The following is a 16,722-nucleotide window of genomic DNA, read 5'->3' on the forward strand; positions in this document are numbered from 1 at the left end:
AGAATTTCCGAATGAAAACAATAAATTTTTCTATCAGATAAAGTATAGAATTTCCAATTTTTAAATGGTAGGATTAAGCACAAGAACAATAAAAGCATTCCTATCAAATAACTCGGAGTTAATAAGGAGGATCTTACATGCCTAATCCAAAACAAATAAAATTTGGTGCAATTATTCATGGTGTCGGCGGAAATATTGCTGGATGGAGGCATCCCAATATTCAACCAGATGCAAGTGTCAGTTTGGAGTTTTATACCAATCAGGCAGAGAAAGCAGAACAAGGTAAATTTGACTTAGTCTTCATTGCAGATGGTTTGCATATTAACGAGAAGTCGATTCCACACTTTTTAAATCGTTTTGAACCACTCACCATTTTGTCTGCCCTTGCTGCGGTCACTTCGAGAATTGGTCTCGTGGGTACACTATCAACCTCGTATAGTGAGCCGTTCAATGTCGCGAGACAATTTTCGTCGCTTGATCATATCAGCCAAGGCCGGGCTGGATGGAACGTGGTTACATCCCCACTTGAAAAAACGGCTCTCAACTTTAGTAAAACGATCGAAGAACATCCTGATCATGCCAAAAGATACCGGATTGCAGCAGAATATTTGCAGGTAGCCAAAGGACTTTGGGATTCTTGGGAGGATGACGCTTTTGTCCGGGATAAAGAAACGGGAGTATTCTTTGATCCAGATAAATTACATCATCTGAACCACAGAGGGGAATTTTTCTCCGTGCAAGGTCCGCTTAATATCGGCAGATCAAAGCAAGGGAGACCGGTCATATTTCAAGCTGGTTCCTCCGATGCAGGTAGAGACCTTGCTGCCAAAGAAGCAGATGCCATCTTTACAGGCCATCCAACATTAGCAGCGGCACAAGATTTTTATCGGGATGTGAAAAATAGAGCAAAAGCATACGGACGTAATCCCGATGAACTCGTCATTCTGCCTGGAATCGCACCAATTATTGCTGCAACTGAGGAAGAGGCAGAAAAAAAATATCAAGAAATTGCTAATTTGGTTTCTATTGATAAAGCGCTGGATTATTTGGGCAGATATTTTGAGCATCACGATTTTTCACAATATCCTCTTGATGAACCGTTCCCTGATCTGGGAGACTTAGGTCAAAATAGCTTCCAAAGTCATACTAATCGAATAAAAAAACAAGCTAAGGAACATAATTTAACGCTCCGCCAAGTCGCTTTAAGAGAAACAACACCAAAACCTGCATTTTTTGGAACTCCGGAAAAAGTGGCGGACCTTATTCAGGAATGGTTCGAAAAAGAAGGTGCTGATGGATTTATTATTGGTTCAGCGGTTCCAAATGGATTGAATGATTTTGTGGACTTGGTCGTACCAATTCTTCAAAATCGAGGGATATTTAGAACGGAATATGAGGGTGAAACATTACGCGCAAACCTTGGAATTCCTTTTCCAGAAAACCAATATGCCAAAAAGGTGACAACACATTGATAACACAAACTAATAATCGTAAATCCGATCAGCAACACTGCCGGCTAGTCAACTAGAGGCTCTCTATTAAAAGATGATCAATCTTTAATAGGGAGCCTATTTTATTAATGGCTGTGTTAATGGCCATTGTTGATTTAATAACACTGTTGATTGGAGCGCAAATCAACAACCAAGTTTAACAGAGCTATATTAATCAAAAATGAAAAATTATTGGGAGGAATAAAAAATGGGAAAAGAATTATCTGTTGTGGTTTGGGCAAAAGAAGGGTGCCATTATTGTGGAGAGGTAAAACAATATTTAGAAGACAAGGGAATTAAATACGAAACAATAGATGTTACCCACCATGATGATCGCAGAGATGTTTTGGAAGTCAAGTATGGTGTCCGTCATGTGCCAGTGGTTGAAATTGGCAAAGATGAGGTATATGAGGGAATTACACAAGTAGGAATCGAACATATCGAGAAAGTGCTAGAAAGATTTAATCATAAAATATTGAAATAATTCCGACTAAATCAATAGAATTTTAAGTAAATGAAAAGGATAGGTGCAAATACTTATGAAGAAAAAACTTACGATATTTGTAACAGTGCTGCTAACGTTAGCACTTGGCGCATGCTCTTCGCAAGAAACGAATAAAACAACCAAGGCAAGCACAGAAACCGCTAAAGGAGACACAAAAGTACAAAAAATCATAGTTGGCACAGGGACACAGTTTCCGAATGTCTGCTTTATTGATAAGAATGGAAAATTAACCGGTTATGATGTGGAATTAGTTCGAAAGATTGATGAAAAGCTGCCAGAATACCAGTTTGAATTCAAAACGATGGAGTTTTCTAATCTTTTAATTAGCTTAGAAACAAATAAAATTGATTTTATCGCACACCAAATGGAAGTGAATGAAGAGCGCAAAAAGAAGTTTCTTTTCAATAACGAACCTTATAATATTTTTCCACTACATGTAACGGTCAATAAAAATAATAATGATATTCACTCGATAAAAGATTTAAAAGGGAAAAAAGCGATCGTCAGTGCAACAAGTAACTCCGCTGTTTTCTTAGAGAAGTATAACAAGGAAAATAACGCTGGAATTGAGATTGTCTATGCAGGTAATGGGCCAGATTCAACGATTAACCAACTTAAAACTGGCCGGGCAGATGCCACCATTACTACACCATTCTCTGTAGATTTCCTTAATAAGTCTGTTGATGCCCAGCAAAAAGTGGTCGGTGAACCGCTCTTGAATTCAAAAGTTTATTTCCTGCTAAGAAAGGATGAAACACCACTGCAAAAGAGAATCGATGAAGCACTCGTTGAGCTTAAAAAAGAAGGAGTAGTCAGTGAATTGAGTAAAAAATGGCTGGGAGCTGACTATACAGTCAACTTTTAACAAGTTGGAAGTTAGTGTTTGGAGGTGGTTAATCAATGGGGAAAGCATTTGATCCGTCATTAATTATCGAATTTATACCGACATTATTTCATTATCTAGGGGTAACTCTTCAGATTTTAGCAGCATCTATCTTTCTAGGACTTATCCTCGGTGTAGCAGCTGCTATACCGAGGATGTTTAAAATACCTATCTTAAATCAATTGGTCATTTTATATGTTTCTTTTATACGCGGGACACCGATTCTTATCCAATTATTCCTTGTATTTTATGGGTTACCTGCCGTCCTTCAGATAATCAAAATTGATGTTTCAAAACTTGAGGCAATTTATTTCGTAATCATTACTTATGCAATTAGTAATGGAGCTGGATTTTCAGAAATTTTCCGAGGAGCCATACGTGCTGTTGATAAAGGACAAACGGAAGCGGCCTATTCAGTGGGAATGACCAGCACGCAGAACTTCTTTCGAATCGTTATGCCACAGGCACTTCGGATTGCCTTTCCTAATGTGGCTAACTCTGTTATCGGTTCATTAAAGGATACTTCACTCGCGTTCACGATTGGTGTAATGGATATGATGGGAAGAGGAGATACGTTGATTTCAGCAACTGCCCATGCGCTGGAAGTGTATATATCTCTTTCTATTATCTATTATTCTGTTGTTCTATTGTTTGAAAAGACACTTGGAAAATTGGAAAAATACTTCAATCGTTATCAGAAAGCTGATCTATCAGCAGCTGCATAAAAAGGAGGAATATACATGACGATCGATATTCCTTTTATCTGGACCGCTTTTAAAGAAATCATTAAGTCTCTTCCCATTACGCTTATATTAACCCTTGTTCCCTTGGCGATCGGTTTTTTAATCGGATTGACGGTGGCACTAGTCAGGATATATAAAACAAGGTTTCTATACCAGGCAGCGAATGGATATGTTTCTTTTTTCAGAGGTACGCCAATCATCATGCACATTATGGTCATTTATTATGGAATCCCTTTATTAATTGATCAAGTGTCATCCAAATTTGATTTAAACATTCAAACAAACAAAATACCGATTATTTTGTTTGTATTGATTGCCTTGTCGTTAGCCGCAGGTGCCTATTTATCAGAAATTATTCGCTCTGGAATCATCAGTGTTTCTACTGGTCAATTGGAAGCTGCTTACTCGGTAGGGATGACAAAGTATCAAGCGATGTTCCGAATTGTTCTTCCACAGGCTTTGGCGCTGTCTATTCCCAATTTTACTAATCTATTTGTCGGTTTTTTACACACATCCTCTATTGCATTTCTCGTTTCAGAGAAAGAATTGACGGGTGCCGCCAATATCGTCGCTTCTACAAATCTGAAATTTTTAGAGGCCTTTATCGCGGCAGGAATCGTCTATTGGGGACTTACGATTATGGTAGAGGGAATTTCTTTTTTACTTGAAAAAAAGGTGACATCGTATAGTCGAGGAGGCGTGTCATGATTAATTTAAAAGGAATAAAAAAATCATTCAATAAATCGGAAGTGTTAAAAGGGATTAACTTGAAAATCGAAAAAGGGGAAGTGGTAACGATTCTTGGTCCAAGTGGATCGGGAAAAACGACGCTGCTTAGATGCTTAAATTTTTTGGAGAAGCCTGATGGAGGCATGGTGCAAATTGGAAATATAAAGGTCGATACTGAAAAGGCAACGAAAAAGGAGATGTTGACTATTAGAAAACAATCGGCGATGGTTTTTCAACACTATAATTTATTTGCCCATAAGACAGTGTTGCAAAATGTAATGGAAGGGCTAATCGTCGCGAAAAGAGTGAAGAAAAAAGATGCCCGATACAGAAGCGAACTGGTGCTGGAAAAAGTAGGTCTTAAAGATAAATTACATCACTATCCATCGCAATTATCAGGGGGTCAGCAACAGCGTGTAGGAATTGCGCGGGCGCTGGCTCTAAATCCTGAAGTCATTCTCTTTGATGAGCCCACCTCCGCTCTTGATCCTGAACTAGTCGGCGAAGTACTTTCTGTTATTAAGACAATCGCAAAGGAAGGGATTACGATGGTCGTGGTCACACATGAAATGAGTTTTGCAAGGGAAGTTTCGGATCGTGTTTTGTTTATGGATGGAGGTGTGATTGTAGAAGAAGGTACACCCTTGGAAATTTTTCATGCTCCTAAGGAAGAACGGACCCGGCGATTCTTGCAGCGCATTTCCGGTGACTCTTTTTTTCCCCCTTTAAAAGAACGGGTGAATTAAAACTAATTGAATTGGGAGATGGTTTCGATTATGGCAATTAACCAAATTATTATAGACGAATTAGTGGAAGATGAAAAAGAAACAGTTCGCAACTTATTAGTGGAGAGCTATCAGCAGTATGAGGGTGCTTATACAAATCCTCAAGTTTGGGAGGCTTATTTAAAAAATATTAAGGAATCTGTAGACAATCCAGACGTGGAAAAGATTTTAATTGCGAAAAGCGATGACAAAATTCTCGGTACCTTACAGTTATTTCTGTCGTCAGAAAAGGCCTATCAAAGACCGGAATTACAAATTTTTTCACCAATTGTTCGCTTATTAGCTGTTCATCCAGAGGCGCGGGGGCGAGGCGTCGCCCAGGAGTTACTGAAAGCTAGTCTAGATTTTGCAAAGTCGCAGGGAGTCGATAAATTGTATTTGCACACCGGTGATAAAATGCAAAAAGCGGTTCGATTGTACGAATGGCTCGGGTTTAAGCGTGATCATACGAAGGAATTTATGAACAATGATATTTTAGTAAAATGCTATCGATTTGATTTATAGAAAGGAAAATAGTTATGAATCAGCAGGAATTTGAGCAATACTTGATTTCGATTCGTCGTCATTTGCATCAATACCCGGAATTATCGAAACAAGAATTTGAAACGACGAAGTCCATTGAAAAGTGGCTTCTGGAACTAGACATTCCGCTTCGGAAAACAGATTTGAAAACAGGTGTGTTTGCTGACTTAAAAGGAGGGAAACCTGGTCCGATTGTGGCGGTACGTGCGGATATTGATGCACTTCCTATTGAGGAAAAAACCGGCTTGCCATATGCTTCAAAAAATAAAGGGGTCATGCATGCCTGCGGTCATGACTTTCATACAGCGGCACTTATCGGTGCGGCTCGTCTTTTAAAAAGACACCAGTCTAAGCTCAATGGAACCGTACGCTTGATCTTTCAACCAGCAGAGGAATTAGGAGGAGGCGCCAAGCAGGTAATAGATGACGGACAATTGGATGGAGTTGACGCGATTATTGGTCTTCACAATAAACCAGACTTACCTGTTGGCACCATTGGTCTAAAGGAAGGTCCATTAATGTCGGCAGTAGATCGGTTTCAAATTGTTCTGTATGGAAAAGGAAGTCATGCCGCCATACCGCAAAATGGAAAGGACCCAATCCTCACTGCTGGCCATCTTATAACAGCCCTTCAGTCCGTGGTTAGTCGAAATGTGTCCCCTCTTCATAATGTTGTACTGAGTGTGACGAAGATAAATGGCGGCAGTACGTGGAACGTCATACCAGGGGAAGTGAAACTGGAGGGAACAATTCGAACCTTTGATCAGGCTATCCGAGAAGAAGTAAAGTCGAGGTTCTACAGCATTGTCGAAGCGATTGCTGGAGCTTTTTCACACGAAGTGGAAATTGATTGGTTTGCAGGGCCGCCGCCACTTAGCAATCATAAAACAATCACCGAGGCTGCCAAGAAATGTGCCGAAAAGCAGTCGCTGTATGTTATCGATCCCGAACCCTCTATGGCTGGTGAGGATTTCTCTTACTATCTTCAAGAGATTCCAGGAACATTTGCTTTTTTTGGAACAAGTGGGTCCGAGGAATGGCACCATCCAGCATTCACTCTTGATGAATCTGCGCTTATAAAAGCGGCGTATTATTTATTTGAAACATCAAGAGAATTGTTAAATCTAAATTACTGATATCAGCCATTTTTATGAAGGATGGAATTTAAAGTCTATATATAGGAGTGATTGAGTTGGGAGAGATTCTTCGAAAAGCTGTGGAAAATAAGCGGAAAAATTTAATCGACAAACTCATTGCTTTTAATGTCTATAAGAAAGATGATCAACATCTTTTTGAATTATCCTTGACGCAACTTGAAGACGAATATAAAAGATTTCAATCACTTAATCATCCTCATAGCGATTTTGGGTCGATTCAATTGATTAATCAAAAACGGAACAAAAGGTAATTTGGAATTTAAAAAATTATTTATGAAAGGGAGTTCGAACGAATGAGTAAAGTTACAATTATTTCTGGAAGCCCATCAGAGGAAACGAGATTAAATGGTGTATTACATGATGTTTTAAATTATTTCCATGGTGTACAGACAACTCCGGAAATCATCAATGTCCGCCATTTGCCGGCAGAGGATTTAATTCTGGCGAAGTTTGATAGTGAAGAAATTAAAAAAGCGAATCAGAAGGTTGAGGATTCAAATATTATTATAATTCTCACACCGGTTTATAAAGCATCATTCACAGGAGTATTAAAAACGTATTTGGATCTCCTGCCGCAAAGCGGCCTAGAAGATAAGACTGTTTTACCAATTGCAGTTGGCGGCACTTTTGGTCACTTATTAATGATTGATTATGCCCTAAAACCTGTACTTGCTGCTTTAGGAGCAACCAATATTTTAAAAGGGGTATTTATTTTAGACAATCAAATTAATAAATTAGGAAATAACCGCTATGAATTAAATTCAGAAGCCAAAGAGCGTTTAGAATCATCATTAGAACCGATAAACACTTCATTAACAACACGAAAAAGTGTTTCAAGGCCCATTCTATGAAATTAAGATTTTACGGCAGCCGTTTGCTGCCGTTTTTTCTATTAATGAAAACATTTACAAACAACTTTTCAGCAATTAAGGATATAATGGTTTTTATACAAAATCCATAAGCTTCAAAAGGTGGGGTTCTGGCTGAAAACAAAAAAAATATTATTACAAACAAAAATATTTGGGCTGGTCCTATCGCTGGGTTTATTTTTGATTCTCCTATTGACCGTATTTTTCAGCATTATGGAAAGTAAACAAATAGAGGAAAATAAGGGCCGGATGGCATTGGAAATCTCAAAAACAGTTTCATTTATCCCTCCCATTATTTCGGCATTCGAAACAGCAGATCCTTCTAAAACGATTCAGCCGATTGCAGATAAGATCCGCAAAGAGACGGGGGCTGAATTCGTTGTCATTGGCAACAAAGAGGGAATAAGATATTCACATCCTATAACCTCTAAGATTGGGAAGAAAATGAGGGGTGGAGATAATGAAAGAGCACTTAACAAAGGAGAATATTATGTCTCCAAAGCGAATGGTTCACTCGGACCTTCGATTAGAGGGAAATCTCCTATCTTTAACGAAAAGGGAGAGGTAATCGGAATCGTTTCTGTAGGTTTCCTTCTAGAGGATGTAAGGCAGCAAATTATGAACACTATTTCCAAGGTGCTGCTTGTTTCACTTTTTGCCCTAATCATTTCGCTTATCGGCAGCATCCTGCTCGGACGAAACATCCGAAAAGATACAATGGGGCTTGAACCTTATGAAATAGCGTCACTTTATAAAGAAAAGAACGCCGTCCTGCATGGTGTTAAGGAAGGAATTCTAGCCATCAACAAAGATGGATTCATCACGATGATGAATCAGCCGGCGAAACGACTTTTACATATTAACGGATCTGTCCGCCATTTGAAGGTGGACGGGCTTTTCCCTTCAGACTACCTATATGAGGTACTAAGAACGGGAAATCCGCAAGAGGATAAAGAAATGGTCTGGAAGGATAAAACCGTCATCGTCAATTGCACACCGCTCTTTGATGAAACGGGAATTAATGGAGTCGTAGCATCTTTCCGGGATAAAACCGAGATTGAGCAAATGGTCAATACCATATCAGAAGTAAAAAGTTATTCGGAAGATTTACGGGCACAGACACATGAATTTACTAATAAATTATACGTGTTAATGGGATTGCTTCAGCTCGGCGAATATGATCAGGCAATCGAAATGATTCAAACGGAAACACAAAGCTTGCAAATTCAGAATTCTATTGTTTTTAACCATATAAGAGATACCAAGGTGCAGGCGATTTTGTTAGGAAAGCTAGGAAAAGCCTCAGAAAAGAAAATAAACTTTGAAATTGTTGCTGACAGTTTTTTAGAGGAATTGCCAGCCCATATTAAACTTTCGAACTTGATCATTATACTGGGGAACTTAATTGATAATGCCTTTGAAGCTGTCTACGGTAAAGAATCTCCTACCGTAAAATTGTTCACGACCGATATCGGAAGTGATATCATTTTTGAGATTGCCGATAATGGAAAAGGAATTAGCGAGAAAGAAATTCCACTCCTATTTAATAGGGGCTTTACTTCAAAGAATGGAGTTGAGCCTAGGGGATTTGGCCTTGCAAATGCAGAAGAGGCTGTGACTGAAATGAATGGTATGATTGAAGTTCAAAGTAATCCTGAAAGTGGGACGGTCTTTACGGTATACCTTCCAAAGGAATACGAGAGGAGTCAAAAAGTTGAATAAGAAGATAAAAGCGGTTATTGCAGAAGATGATTTTCGGATCGCTGATATCCATGAAAAATTTTTAAAAAAATTTAAGGAAATTGAAGTGGCTGGAAAAGCATTAAATGGCAGTCAGACGCTTCAATTACTGGAGGAAAAAGCGCCAGATTTATTAATATTGGATGTGTACATGCCTGACATGCTCGGCTCTGATTTGCTCCCCATTGTCCGCGAGCAGTTCCCAAAAGTAAATATAATTATGATAACAGCAGCAACCGATAAAGCGTTCATTGAAAAAGCGTTGGGTTATGGCGTAGAAAATTATTTAATTAAACCGGTGAACCGGGAAAGATTTGACGAAGTCATTCTCGATTTTATTAAAAAGCACTCTCTTTTAAATTCAGAACAGGAAATAAACCAGAAATATGTGGACCTTCTTTTTGGAAATAAAGAAATTGAAAAGCCAGGAAAGGAAGCTGGATTGCCAAAAGGAATTGATGAAATTACGCTAAGCAAGGTGAAAAACGTTCTACAGGTTAAAAACCAAGGCCTTTCTGCCGAAGAGGTGGGAAATGAAATTGGAGCCTCTCGGATCACCGCACGGCGCTATTTGGAATACCTTTCATCCATAAAAGAAGTCAAGGCGGAAGTGGTTTATGGAATCGTCGGTAGACCGGAAAGGAAATATTATCCTATTTGAGGAAGATGCCGACATTGGTATCTTTTTTCTTTTTTGAGTTCCGTGAACAATATGTACAAAATACATCTTTATTTACAATAATAACTTTATTTTGCAAACGTTTTCACTCTAGAAAATTTTGATTATTATTAATTTACAAACAAAAGGGGTGAAGACGATGTTAGCAACTTTAGGATTTTTAATGATTATTGTATTTATGGTATTAATTATGACAAAACGTCTTTCAGCGATGATCGCCTTAATGGTGGTACCAGTTGTATTTGCCTTATTCGGCGGATTCGGAAAAGAAATGGGGCCAATGGCGCTTGAGGGGATTAAAAGCGTGGCACCGACAGGAATCATGATCCTGTTTGCGATTCTCTTTTTCGGAATATTGATCGATGCGGGGGTATTTGACCCTATCATTTCGACAATCTTGAAACTAGTAAAAGGGGACCCGGTAAAAATTGCAATAGGAACAGCCGTCCTTGCGCTATTAATCTCTCTTGATGGTGATGGAACAACCACTTATATGATTACCATTTCTGCTATGCTTCCTTTGTATAAGCGAATCGGCATGAAACCATTGGTACTGGCTGGAATCGCTGTATCATCATCAGGAGTTATGAACCTTCTTCCATGGGGCGGACCAACTGCAAGAGCGATGACAGCCTTGCATCTTGAAATGAGCGATATTTTTACTCCCGTGATCCCAAGTATGGTTGGCGGTGTGTTGTTTGTATTGTTTATGGCATACCTTCTTGGACGAAAAGAAAAGAAACGGATTGGTGTCCTAGAAATCGATTATAGCACTCTATCAGAAATAGCTGCTACAACAGCGGATGACTACTTAAAGCGTCCAAAATTAATCATCGTAAACTATTTACTTACTATTCTATTGTTAGTTGCACTTATTCAAGAGGTACTGCCATCAACCGTATTATTCATGATAGGCTTTGCTATTGCCATTACGATCAATTATCCAAATTTAAAAGAACAAAAAGAACGAATCATGCACTACGCGGATAATGCTTTGTCTGTTGTTTCCATGGTTTTTGCAGCAGGGATTTTTACAGGGATTCTTTCTGGGACAAAAATGGTGGATGCAATGGCCAACATTATGATTTCTCATATCCCAAGTGCTTTAGGTCCTCACATCGCCATTATTACTGCTATCATTAGTGCACCATTTACGTTTTTTATGTCCAATGATGCTTTCTACTATGGAGTTTTGCCTTTACTTGCTAAAGCTGCAAGCGTATATGGAATCGATCCAGCCGCAATTGGACGAGCTTCTCTTCTAGGGCAGCCGGTTCACCTGTTAAGTCCGTTAGTTCCATCTACGTATTTATTAGTGGGAATGGTTGGTAAAGATTTCGGGGACCTGCAGCGTTCATTCCTAAAATGGGCCTGCGCATCATCAGCAGTTATGATTTTGGTTGCTGTAATTTTGACCATTATTCCTTTTTAACAAATTTGCCATAGTCCAAGAGCTCTCTACCTGAGGGTTCTTGGACTATATTTCATTAATGGGGAATAACAGAAAGGGAATGTTATGGAAGTATTTTTTCTTATATTAATAAATGTCATTTTACCAGTCTTTACGTTAATAGGTGCTGGAGTATTTTTACATCGAAAATTTCAGTTTGATATGAATACATTATCTAAATTAAATAACTATTTTCTAATGCCTTGTGTTAGTTTTGTAAATATTTATCAAACAAATGTTGGTGGAAAAACACTTGTCCATATATTGAGCTTTTTATTAATACAATGCAGTAGTTTAATGTTTATTACGGCAGTCATTTCCAAAGCGGCCAAATTTGAAAACGGTTTGTCATCCACCTTCAAAAATAGCGTGGTCCTTAACAATTCTGGAAACTTTGGACTGCCAGTAAGCCAGCTTGTTTTCCAGCATAGTCCATTGGGTGCTTCCATTCAAATTGTGGTCATGATTTTTCAGAACCTACTCACCTACACCTATGGGCTGCTAAATTCGGTTTCCGTTGATCAAAGTGGAATTATAGCAATAAAGAAGTTTTTAAAGAATCCAGTTATTTATGCTTTTTTATTGGGATTGATTCTCCACACCATGCATATAAAATTACCTGATTTTCTGTGGACACCAATCAGCAATACTTCTGATGCTTTCCTGGCCGTTGCACTCGTTACGCTTGGTGCACAAAGTGCCTATATAAAAATCAGCAAATTTTCTTTGCCGTTGTTTCTAAGTTTATTTGGCCGTCTCATTCTCTCACCGGCCATCGCATTACTCATTATTTTTCTTTTAAAATTGGATGGAACTACAGCACAAGCGCTGTTTATTGCAAGCTCCTTCCCAACATCAAGAAATAGCGCTTTATTTGCTCTAGAATATGGAAATCATCCAGAATATGCCGCTCAAGTCGTTTTGCTGTCTACCGTGCTAAGCATGATAACCGTAACCACTGTTGTTTTTTTATCAACCCTTTTATTTTAATCATTTGATTTTGCAATGCTGTCCAGAATAATGGGCGGCTTCTTTTAACATGCTACAAATTAGAGCGTTTGATTATGGAGATGGAAAATTCAGCAGCAAAGTGGTGAGAATTGTGACCTTAACACAACCAACAGATTATGATGTCCACCTTTTTCACGAAGGAAGTTTGTATGAATGCTACAAGGTCTTTGGGGCACATCTTGAAATACAAAATGGAGTTAAGGGTACTCGTTTTTCTGTTTGGTCACCCCATGCCGCCGAGGTCAACGTGGTGGGGGATTTTAACAAATGGGATGGAAGCCGGCATGGGATGACAAAACTAAATGATGAAGGAATTTGGTCATTATTTATTCCAGGTTTGCTGGAACAAGAGATATACAAGTTTCAAATAATAACTGCTAAGGGAGATACAATCTTAAAGGCAGATCCCTATGCATTTTATTCTGAGCTCAGGCCGCACACAGCATCCATTGTTTACAACATTGAAGGATATGATTGGAACGATCAAAAGTGGTTTAAAAATAAACGAAAGAAAAGTGTATATGAAGAACCACTTACTATTTACGAGGTGCATTTAGGTTCTTGGAAGAAAAAGGACGATGGGGAGTTTTATTCATACCGAGAGCTGGCAGAGGATCTGATCCCATATGTCCTTGAGCATAAATTTACTCATGTTGAAATTATGCCTATAATTGAACATCCTTATGATCGTTCCTGGGGCTACCAAGGAACCGGATATTATTCCCCGACAAGTCGTTATGGTACACCGCATGATTTGATGTATTTTATCGACCAATGCCATCAAAGTGGTATAGGGATCATCCTTGATTGGGTTCCAGGACATTATGGCAGGGATGCCCATGGTTTGTATATGTTTGATGGGCAGCCCGTATATGAATATGAAGATACATACGTACGCGAGAATGAAATATGGGGAACAGCCAATTTTGATTTGGGAAAGTCTGAAGTGCGGAGCTTTTTGATCTCGAACGCCTTATTCTGGATGAAATACTACCACGTTGACGGTTTTCGTATCGATGCTGTGGCCAATATGCTCTACTGGAATGCCGGGGGTGTGTATCAAAAAAATGAATTCGCTGTTTCGTTTCTACGAAAGCTAAATGAGATTGTATTTGATGCCGATCCAGCCATTTTGATGATGGCGGAAGATTCGACAGATTGGCCGTTAGTGACGTCGCCTGCTTATGAAGGCGGCTTAGGCTTTAACTATAAATGGAATATGGGGTGGATGAACGATATTTTAAAATATATGGAAGCAGAGCCCCAGAATCGTAAGGAATTGCATGATAAAGTCACCTTCTCCCTCCTGTATGCATTTTCGGAAAACTTCGTCCTGCCATTGTCACATGATGAGGTGGTTCACGGCAAAAAATCCCTTTTAAATAAAATGCCGGGTGATTATTGGCGGAAATTTGCCCAGCTCCGCTTATTGTTTGGATATTTCATGACACACCCTGGTAAAAAGCTATTGTTTATGGGCGGAGAGTTCGGTCAGTTTGATGAATGGAAGGATTTAGAGGATTTAGATTGGGAATTACACGATTTCGAGATGCACCGCCTCATGCATGATTACTTTAGAGAATTGATGAACCTGTATAAGCGTTCAAAACCACTTTGGGAACTGGACCATGATAATGAAGGCTTTGAGTGGATTGATGCAGACAATAAAGACCAAAGTATTTTTTCCTTTATTAGAAAAGGGAAAATTGAAGACAATATTCTTATTATGGTTTGCAATTTTACAGAGGTTGTTTATGAAAACTATAAAGTAGGAGTTCCTTCCTACAATGATTACAATGAGATTTTAAATAGTGATTCAGTTGTTTATGGTGGTTCGGGCAGGGTAAATAAAAAGAAAATCAAAACAATTGAAAAGCCGTTTCATAATCAGCCATGCCATCTGGAGATGACCATCCCGCCTTTTGGTATATCCATTTTACGACCAGTGAAAACAAGAAAGGGGAAAATAAGCAATGGTACAGAAAAAAAAGTGCGTAGCAATGTTACTGGCAGGCGGCCAGGGCAGCCGTCTTAGTGCGCTGACAAGAGATAAGGCCAAGCCGGCCGTCTCATTTGGCGGCAAGTATAGAATCATTGACTTTCCGTTAAGCAACTGTACAAACTCAGGGATTGATACTGTAGGTGTATTGACCCAGTATCTGCCTCTCGTTTTGCATTCATATATCGGGATCGGCAGCGCTTGGGATTTAGATAGAATTAATGGCGGGGTTACCGTATTGCCTCCCTATTCGGAAACGGCAGGCGTCAGGTGGTATAAAGGTACGGCAAACGCCATTTACCAAAATTTAAATTATTTAAAACAATACAATCCAGAGTACGTTCTAATCCTTTCAGGCGACCATATTTATAAAATGGATTATTCTAAAATGCTTGATTACCATATCGAAAAAGAAGCAGATGTATCGATTTCCGTTATTGAGGTTCCCTGGGAGGAAGCAAGCCGCTTTGGAATTATGAATACCAATGAGGAATTAGAAATTATTGAATTTGAGGAAAAACCGAAAGAGCCAAAAAGCAATTTAGCATCGATGGGAATCTACATCTTTAAATGGCCGGTTTTAAGAATGTTTTTAGAGATGGATGATAAAAACCCTGAATCAAGCAATGATTTTGGCAAGGATATCATTCCTTTATTACTGGAAGAAAAGAAAAGGGTCGTGGCCTATCCTTTCCAAGGCTATTGGAAGGATGTCGGTACGGTAGGAAGCTTATGGGAAGCCAATATGGACTTATTAAAAGAAGATACGGACTTTGATCTTTATGATCGTAATTGGAGAATTTATTCTGTCAATCCAAATCAGCCGCCTCAATATATTGCTCCAACCGCACAAATAGAGGAGTCATTGATTAATGAGGGCTGTATTGTTGAAGGGACGATTAAGCATTCAGTTTTGTTCCAAGGCGTTACAGTTGAGGAAGGCAGTATGATTAAAGACTCTGTTATCATGCCGGATGCCCGTGTCGGAAAAAATGTTGTTATCGAGCGAGCTATTGTCGCACCAGGTATGGTGGTGGAAGATAATGCTATTATTCGTCCCTCACATAACAAAGATGCTGTAATTTTGTTTGCTGATGAAGAATAGTCATAAAAACTTACTAGGAAAGGCAGGAGGATACTTTGCCGTGTTCCATGCTTGGTATTATCAATGCAACCAATGAGTTTGAAACATTTCAGAATTTAACTGCCCATCGTACTTTAGCATCTCTTCCCTTTGCAGGACGTTATCGTTTAATCGACTTTATGTTATCAAATATGGTGAACTCAGGGATTACGAATGTAGCGATTTTCACCGGACATGAGATACGGTCGTTAATGGACCATTTAGGATCTGGAAAGCAATGGGACTTGGACAGAAAGCGTGATGGTCTGTTTGTGTTCACGCCAGATGGAAAATCCCGGTACGAACGATTTGGGTCATTTGCACATTTCTCGAAAAATATCACTTATTTCTTACGCAGTAAGCAAAAGTACGTTGTCATAACCAACTGCTACACAGTAGGAACCATCGATTTTTGTGAAATTTTAGATCATCATATTGAAACGGAAGCGGATATTACGGAGGTATCCAATAATGGGAAATCGCTGGAAACCTATATATTAAGCAAAGATTTATTGCTATCCCTTTTTGATCAATATAAGAATCAAGGATATTACAGTATCTTTGATGTAATCCATGATAAACGTCATAATTTTAAAATAAATTTGTATGATTGGACAGGCTATATTGCGATTATTGACTCCCTTCAAAGCTATTATCGAAATAGTCTGGATTTGCTGCAGCCGTCCGTATGGAAAGAAGTTTTTTCAAAGGAAGATCCAATTTTCACGAAAGTAAAGGACGAGCCGCCAACACGCTATAGGAAGGAAGCAAAGGTTGCCAATTCAATGATTGCAAATGGATGTGTTATTGAAGGGGATATAGAGAATAGCATCCTTTTCCGTTCTGTTAAAGTTGGTAAAGGCGCTGTGATTCGTAACTCCATCATCATGCAGAAGTGTCAGGTTGGAGAAAATTGTGTACTGGATGGAGTCATTATCGATAAAGATGTCAGGATTGAAAATAGTGTACACTTGACAGGAACCTTAGTGTCACCTTATATAGTAGGTAAAGGTACAGTTCAAGAGGGGCGTTGAGGA

At 38.9% G+C, this 16,722-nt stretch carries 17 protein-coding genes; all 17 read left to right on the top strand.

Annotated features, from left to right (window positions below):
* Positions 1-137 precede the first annotated feature (137 nt).
* The 17 genes from PH210_RS11910 (at position 138) to PH210_RS11990 (ending at position 16,719) form a co-directional block, all read left to right on the top strand.
* Complete coding sequence (locus PH210_RS11910; protein WP_289985604.1) at positions 138-1,472, top strand: LLM class flavin-dependent oxidoreductase; 1,335 nt, start codon at positions 138-140, stop codon at positions 1,470-1,472.
* A 226-nt stretch (positions 1,473-1,698) separates the two neighbouring features.
* Positions 1,699-1,974 carry a glutaredoxin family protein gene (locus tag PH210_RS11915; protein WP_289985605.1) on the top strand — a complete coding sequence of 92 codons (276 nt, stop codon included), beginning with the start codon at positions 1,699-1,701 and terminating at the stop codon, positions 1,972-1,974.
* A gap of 55 nt (positions 1,975-2,029) precedes the next feature.
* Positions 2,030-2,860: a transporter substrate-binding domain-containing protein gene (locus PH210_RS11920; protein ID WP_289985606.1), complete on the top strand. Its 831-nt coding sequence runs from the start codon at positions 2,030-2,032 to the stop codon at positions 2,858-2,860.
* 35 nt (positions 2,861-2,895) lie between these two features.
* Positions 2,896-3,603, top strand: a complete 708-nt coding sequence (locus tag PH210_RS11925; RefSeq protein ID WP_289985607.1) for an amino acid ABC transporter permease — start codon at positions 2,896-2,898, stop codon at positions 3,601-3,603.
* 15 nt (positions 3,604-3,618) lie between these two features.
* Entirely contained in the window at positions 3,619-4,329 is a 711-nt protein-coding gene (locus PH210_RS11930; RefSeq protein ID WP_289985608.1) for an amino acid ABC transporter permease, read from the top strand.
* Positions 4,326-5,096: an amino acid ABC transporter ATP-binding protein gene (locus PH210_RS11935; protein ID WP_289985609.1), complete on the top strand. Its 771-nt coding sequence runs from the start codon at positions 4,326-4,328 to the stop codon at positions 5,094-5,096. The genes PH210_RS11930 and PH210_RS11935 overlap by 4 nt, the downstream gene beginning before the upstream one ends.
* Positions 5,097-5,126: 30 nt before the next feature.
* The gene (locus tag PH210_RS11940; RefSeq protein WP_289985611.1) at positions 5,127-5,639 is read left to right on the top strand and encodes a GNAT family N-acetyltransferase; all 513 of its coding nucleotides are present in this window, start codon (positions 5,127-5,129) and stop codon (positions 5,637-5,639) included.
* 14 nt (positions 5,640-5,653) lie between these two features.
* Complete coding sequence (locus PH210_RS11945; RefSeq protein WP_289985613.1) at positions 5,654-6,793, top strand: amidohydrolase; 1,140 nt, start codon at positions 5,654-5,656, stop codon at positions 6,791-6,793.
* A 47-nt stretch (positions 6,794-6,840) separates the two neighbouring features.
* Positions 6,841-7,065: a Fur-regulated basic protein FbpA gene (locus PH210_RS11950; RefSeq protein ID WP_483312100.1), complete on the top strand. Its 225-nt coding sequence runs from the start codon at positions 6,841-6,843 to the stop codon at positions 7,063-7,065.
* 42 nt (positions 7,066-7,107) lie between these two features.
* The gene (gene ssuE, locus PH210_RS11955; protein ID WP_289985616.1) at positions 7,108-7,665 is read left to right on the top strand and encodes an NADPH-dependent FMN reductase; all 558 of its coding nucleotides are present in this window, start codon (positions 7,108-7,110) and stop codon (positions 7,663-7,665) included.
* A gap of 132 nt (positions 7,666-7,797) precedes the next feature.
* Positions 7,798-9,405, top strand: coding sequence for an ATP-binding protein (locus PH210_RS11960; protein ID WP_289985852.1), 1,608 nt, complete (start codon positions 7,798-7,800; stop codon positions 9,403-9,405).
* Positions 9,398-10,084 (top strand): response regulator, encoded by a 687-nt coding sequence (locus tag PH210_RS11965; protein ID WP_289985617.1) that lies wholly within the window; start codon positions 9,398-9,400, stop codon positions 10,082-10,084. Before PH210_RS11960 ends, PH210_RS11965 begins: the two co-directional genes overlap by 8 nt.
* A gap of 157 nt (positions 10,085-10,241) precedes the next feature.
* Positions 10,242-11,534, top strand: coding sequence for a CitMHS family transporter (locus PH210_RS11970; protein WP_289985619.1), 1,293 nt, complete (start codon positions 10,242-10,244; stop codon positions 11,532-11,534).
* 84 nt (positions 11,535-11,618) lie between these two features.
* On the top strand, positions 11,619-12,542 hold the full coding sequence (locus PH210_RS11975; RefSeq protein ID WP_289985620.1) for an AEC family transporter: 924 nt from the start codon (positions 11,619-11,621) through the stop codon (positions 12,540-12,542).
* A gap of 112 nt (positions 12,543-12,654) precedes the next feature.
* On the top strand, positions 12,655-14,598 hold the full coding sequence (gene glgB, locus PH210_RS11980; RefSeq protein WP_483312106.1) for a 1,4-alpha-glucan branching enzyme: 1,944 nt from the start codon (positions 12,655-12,657) through the stop codon (positions 14,596-14,598).
* On the top strand, positions 14,537-15,667 hold the full coding sequence (locus PH210_RS11985) for a glucose-1-phosphate adenylyltransferase (protein WP_289985622.1): 1,131 nt from the start codon (positions 14,537-14,539) through the stop codon (positions 15,665-15,667). Before glgB ends, PH210_RS11985 begins: the two co-directional genes overlap by 62 nt.
* A 47-nt stretch (positions 15,668-15,714) precedes the next feature.
* A complete protein-coding gene (locus PH210_RS11990) occupies positions 15,715-16,719 on the top strand; it encodes a GlgC family sugar phosphate nucleotidyltransferase (protein ID WP_483312107.1) in 1,005 nt (334 codons plus the stop codon).
* Positions 16,720-16,722: the final 3 nt, after the last annotated feature.

The sequence above is a fragment of the Paenibacillus sp. BSR1-1 genome, assembly GCF_030403775.1.
In the GTDB taxonomy this organism is placed as follows: Bacteria; Bacillota; Bacilli; order Bacillales; family Cytobacillaceae; genus Neobacillus.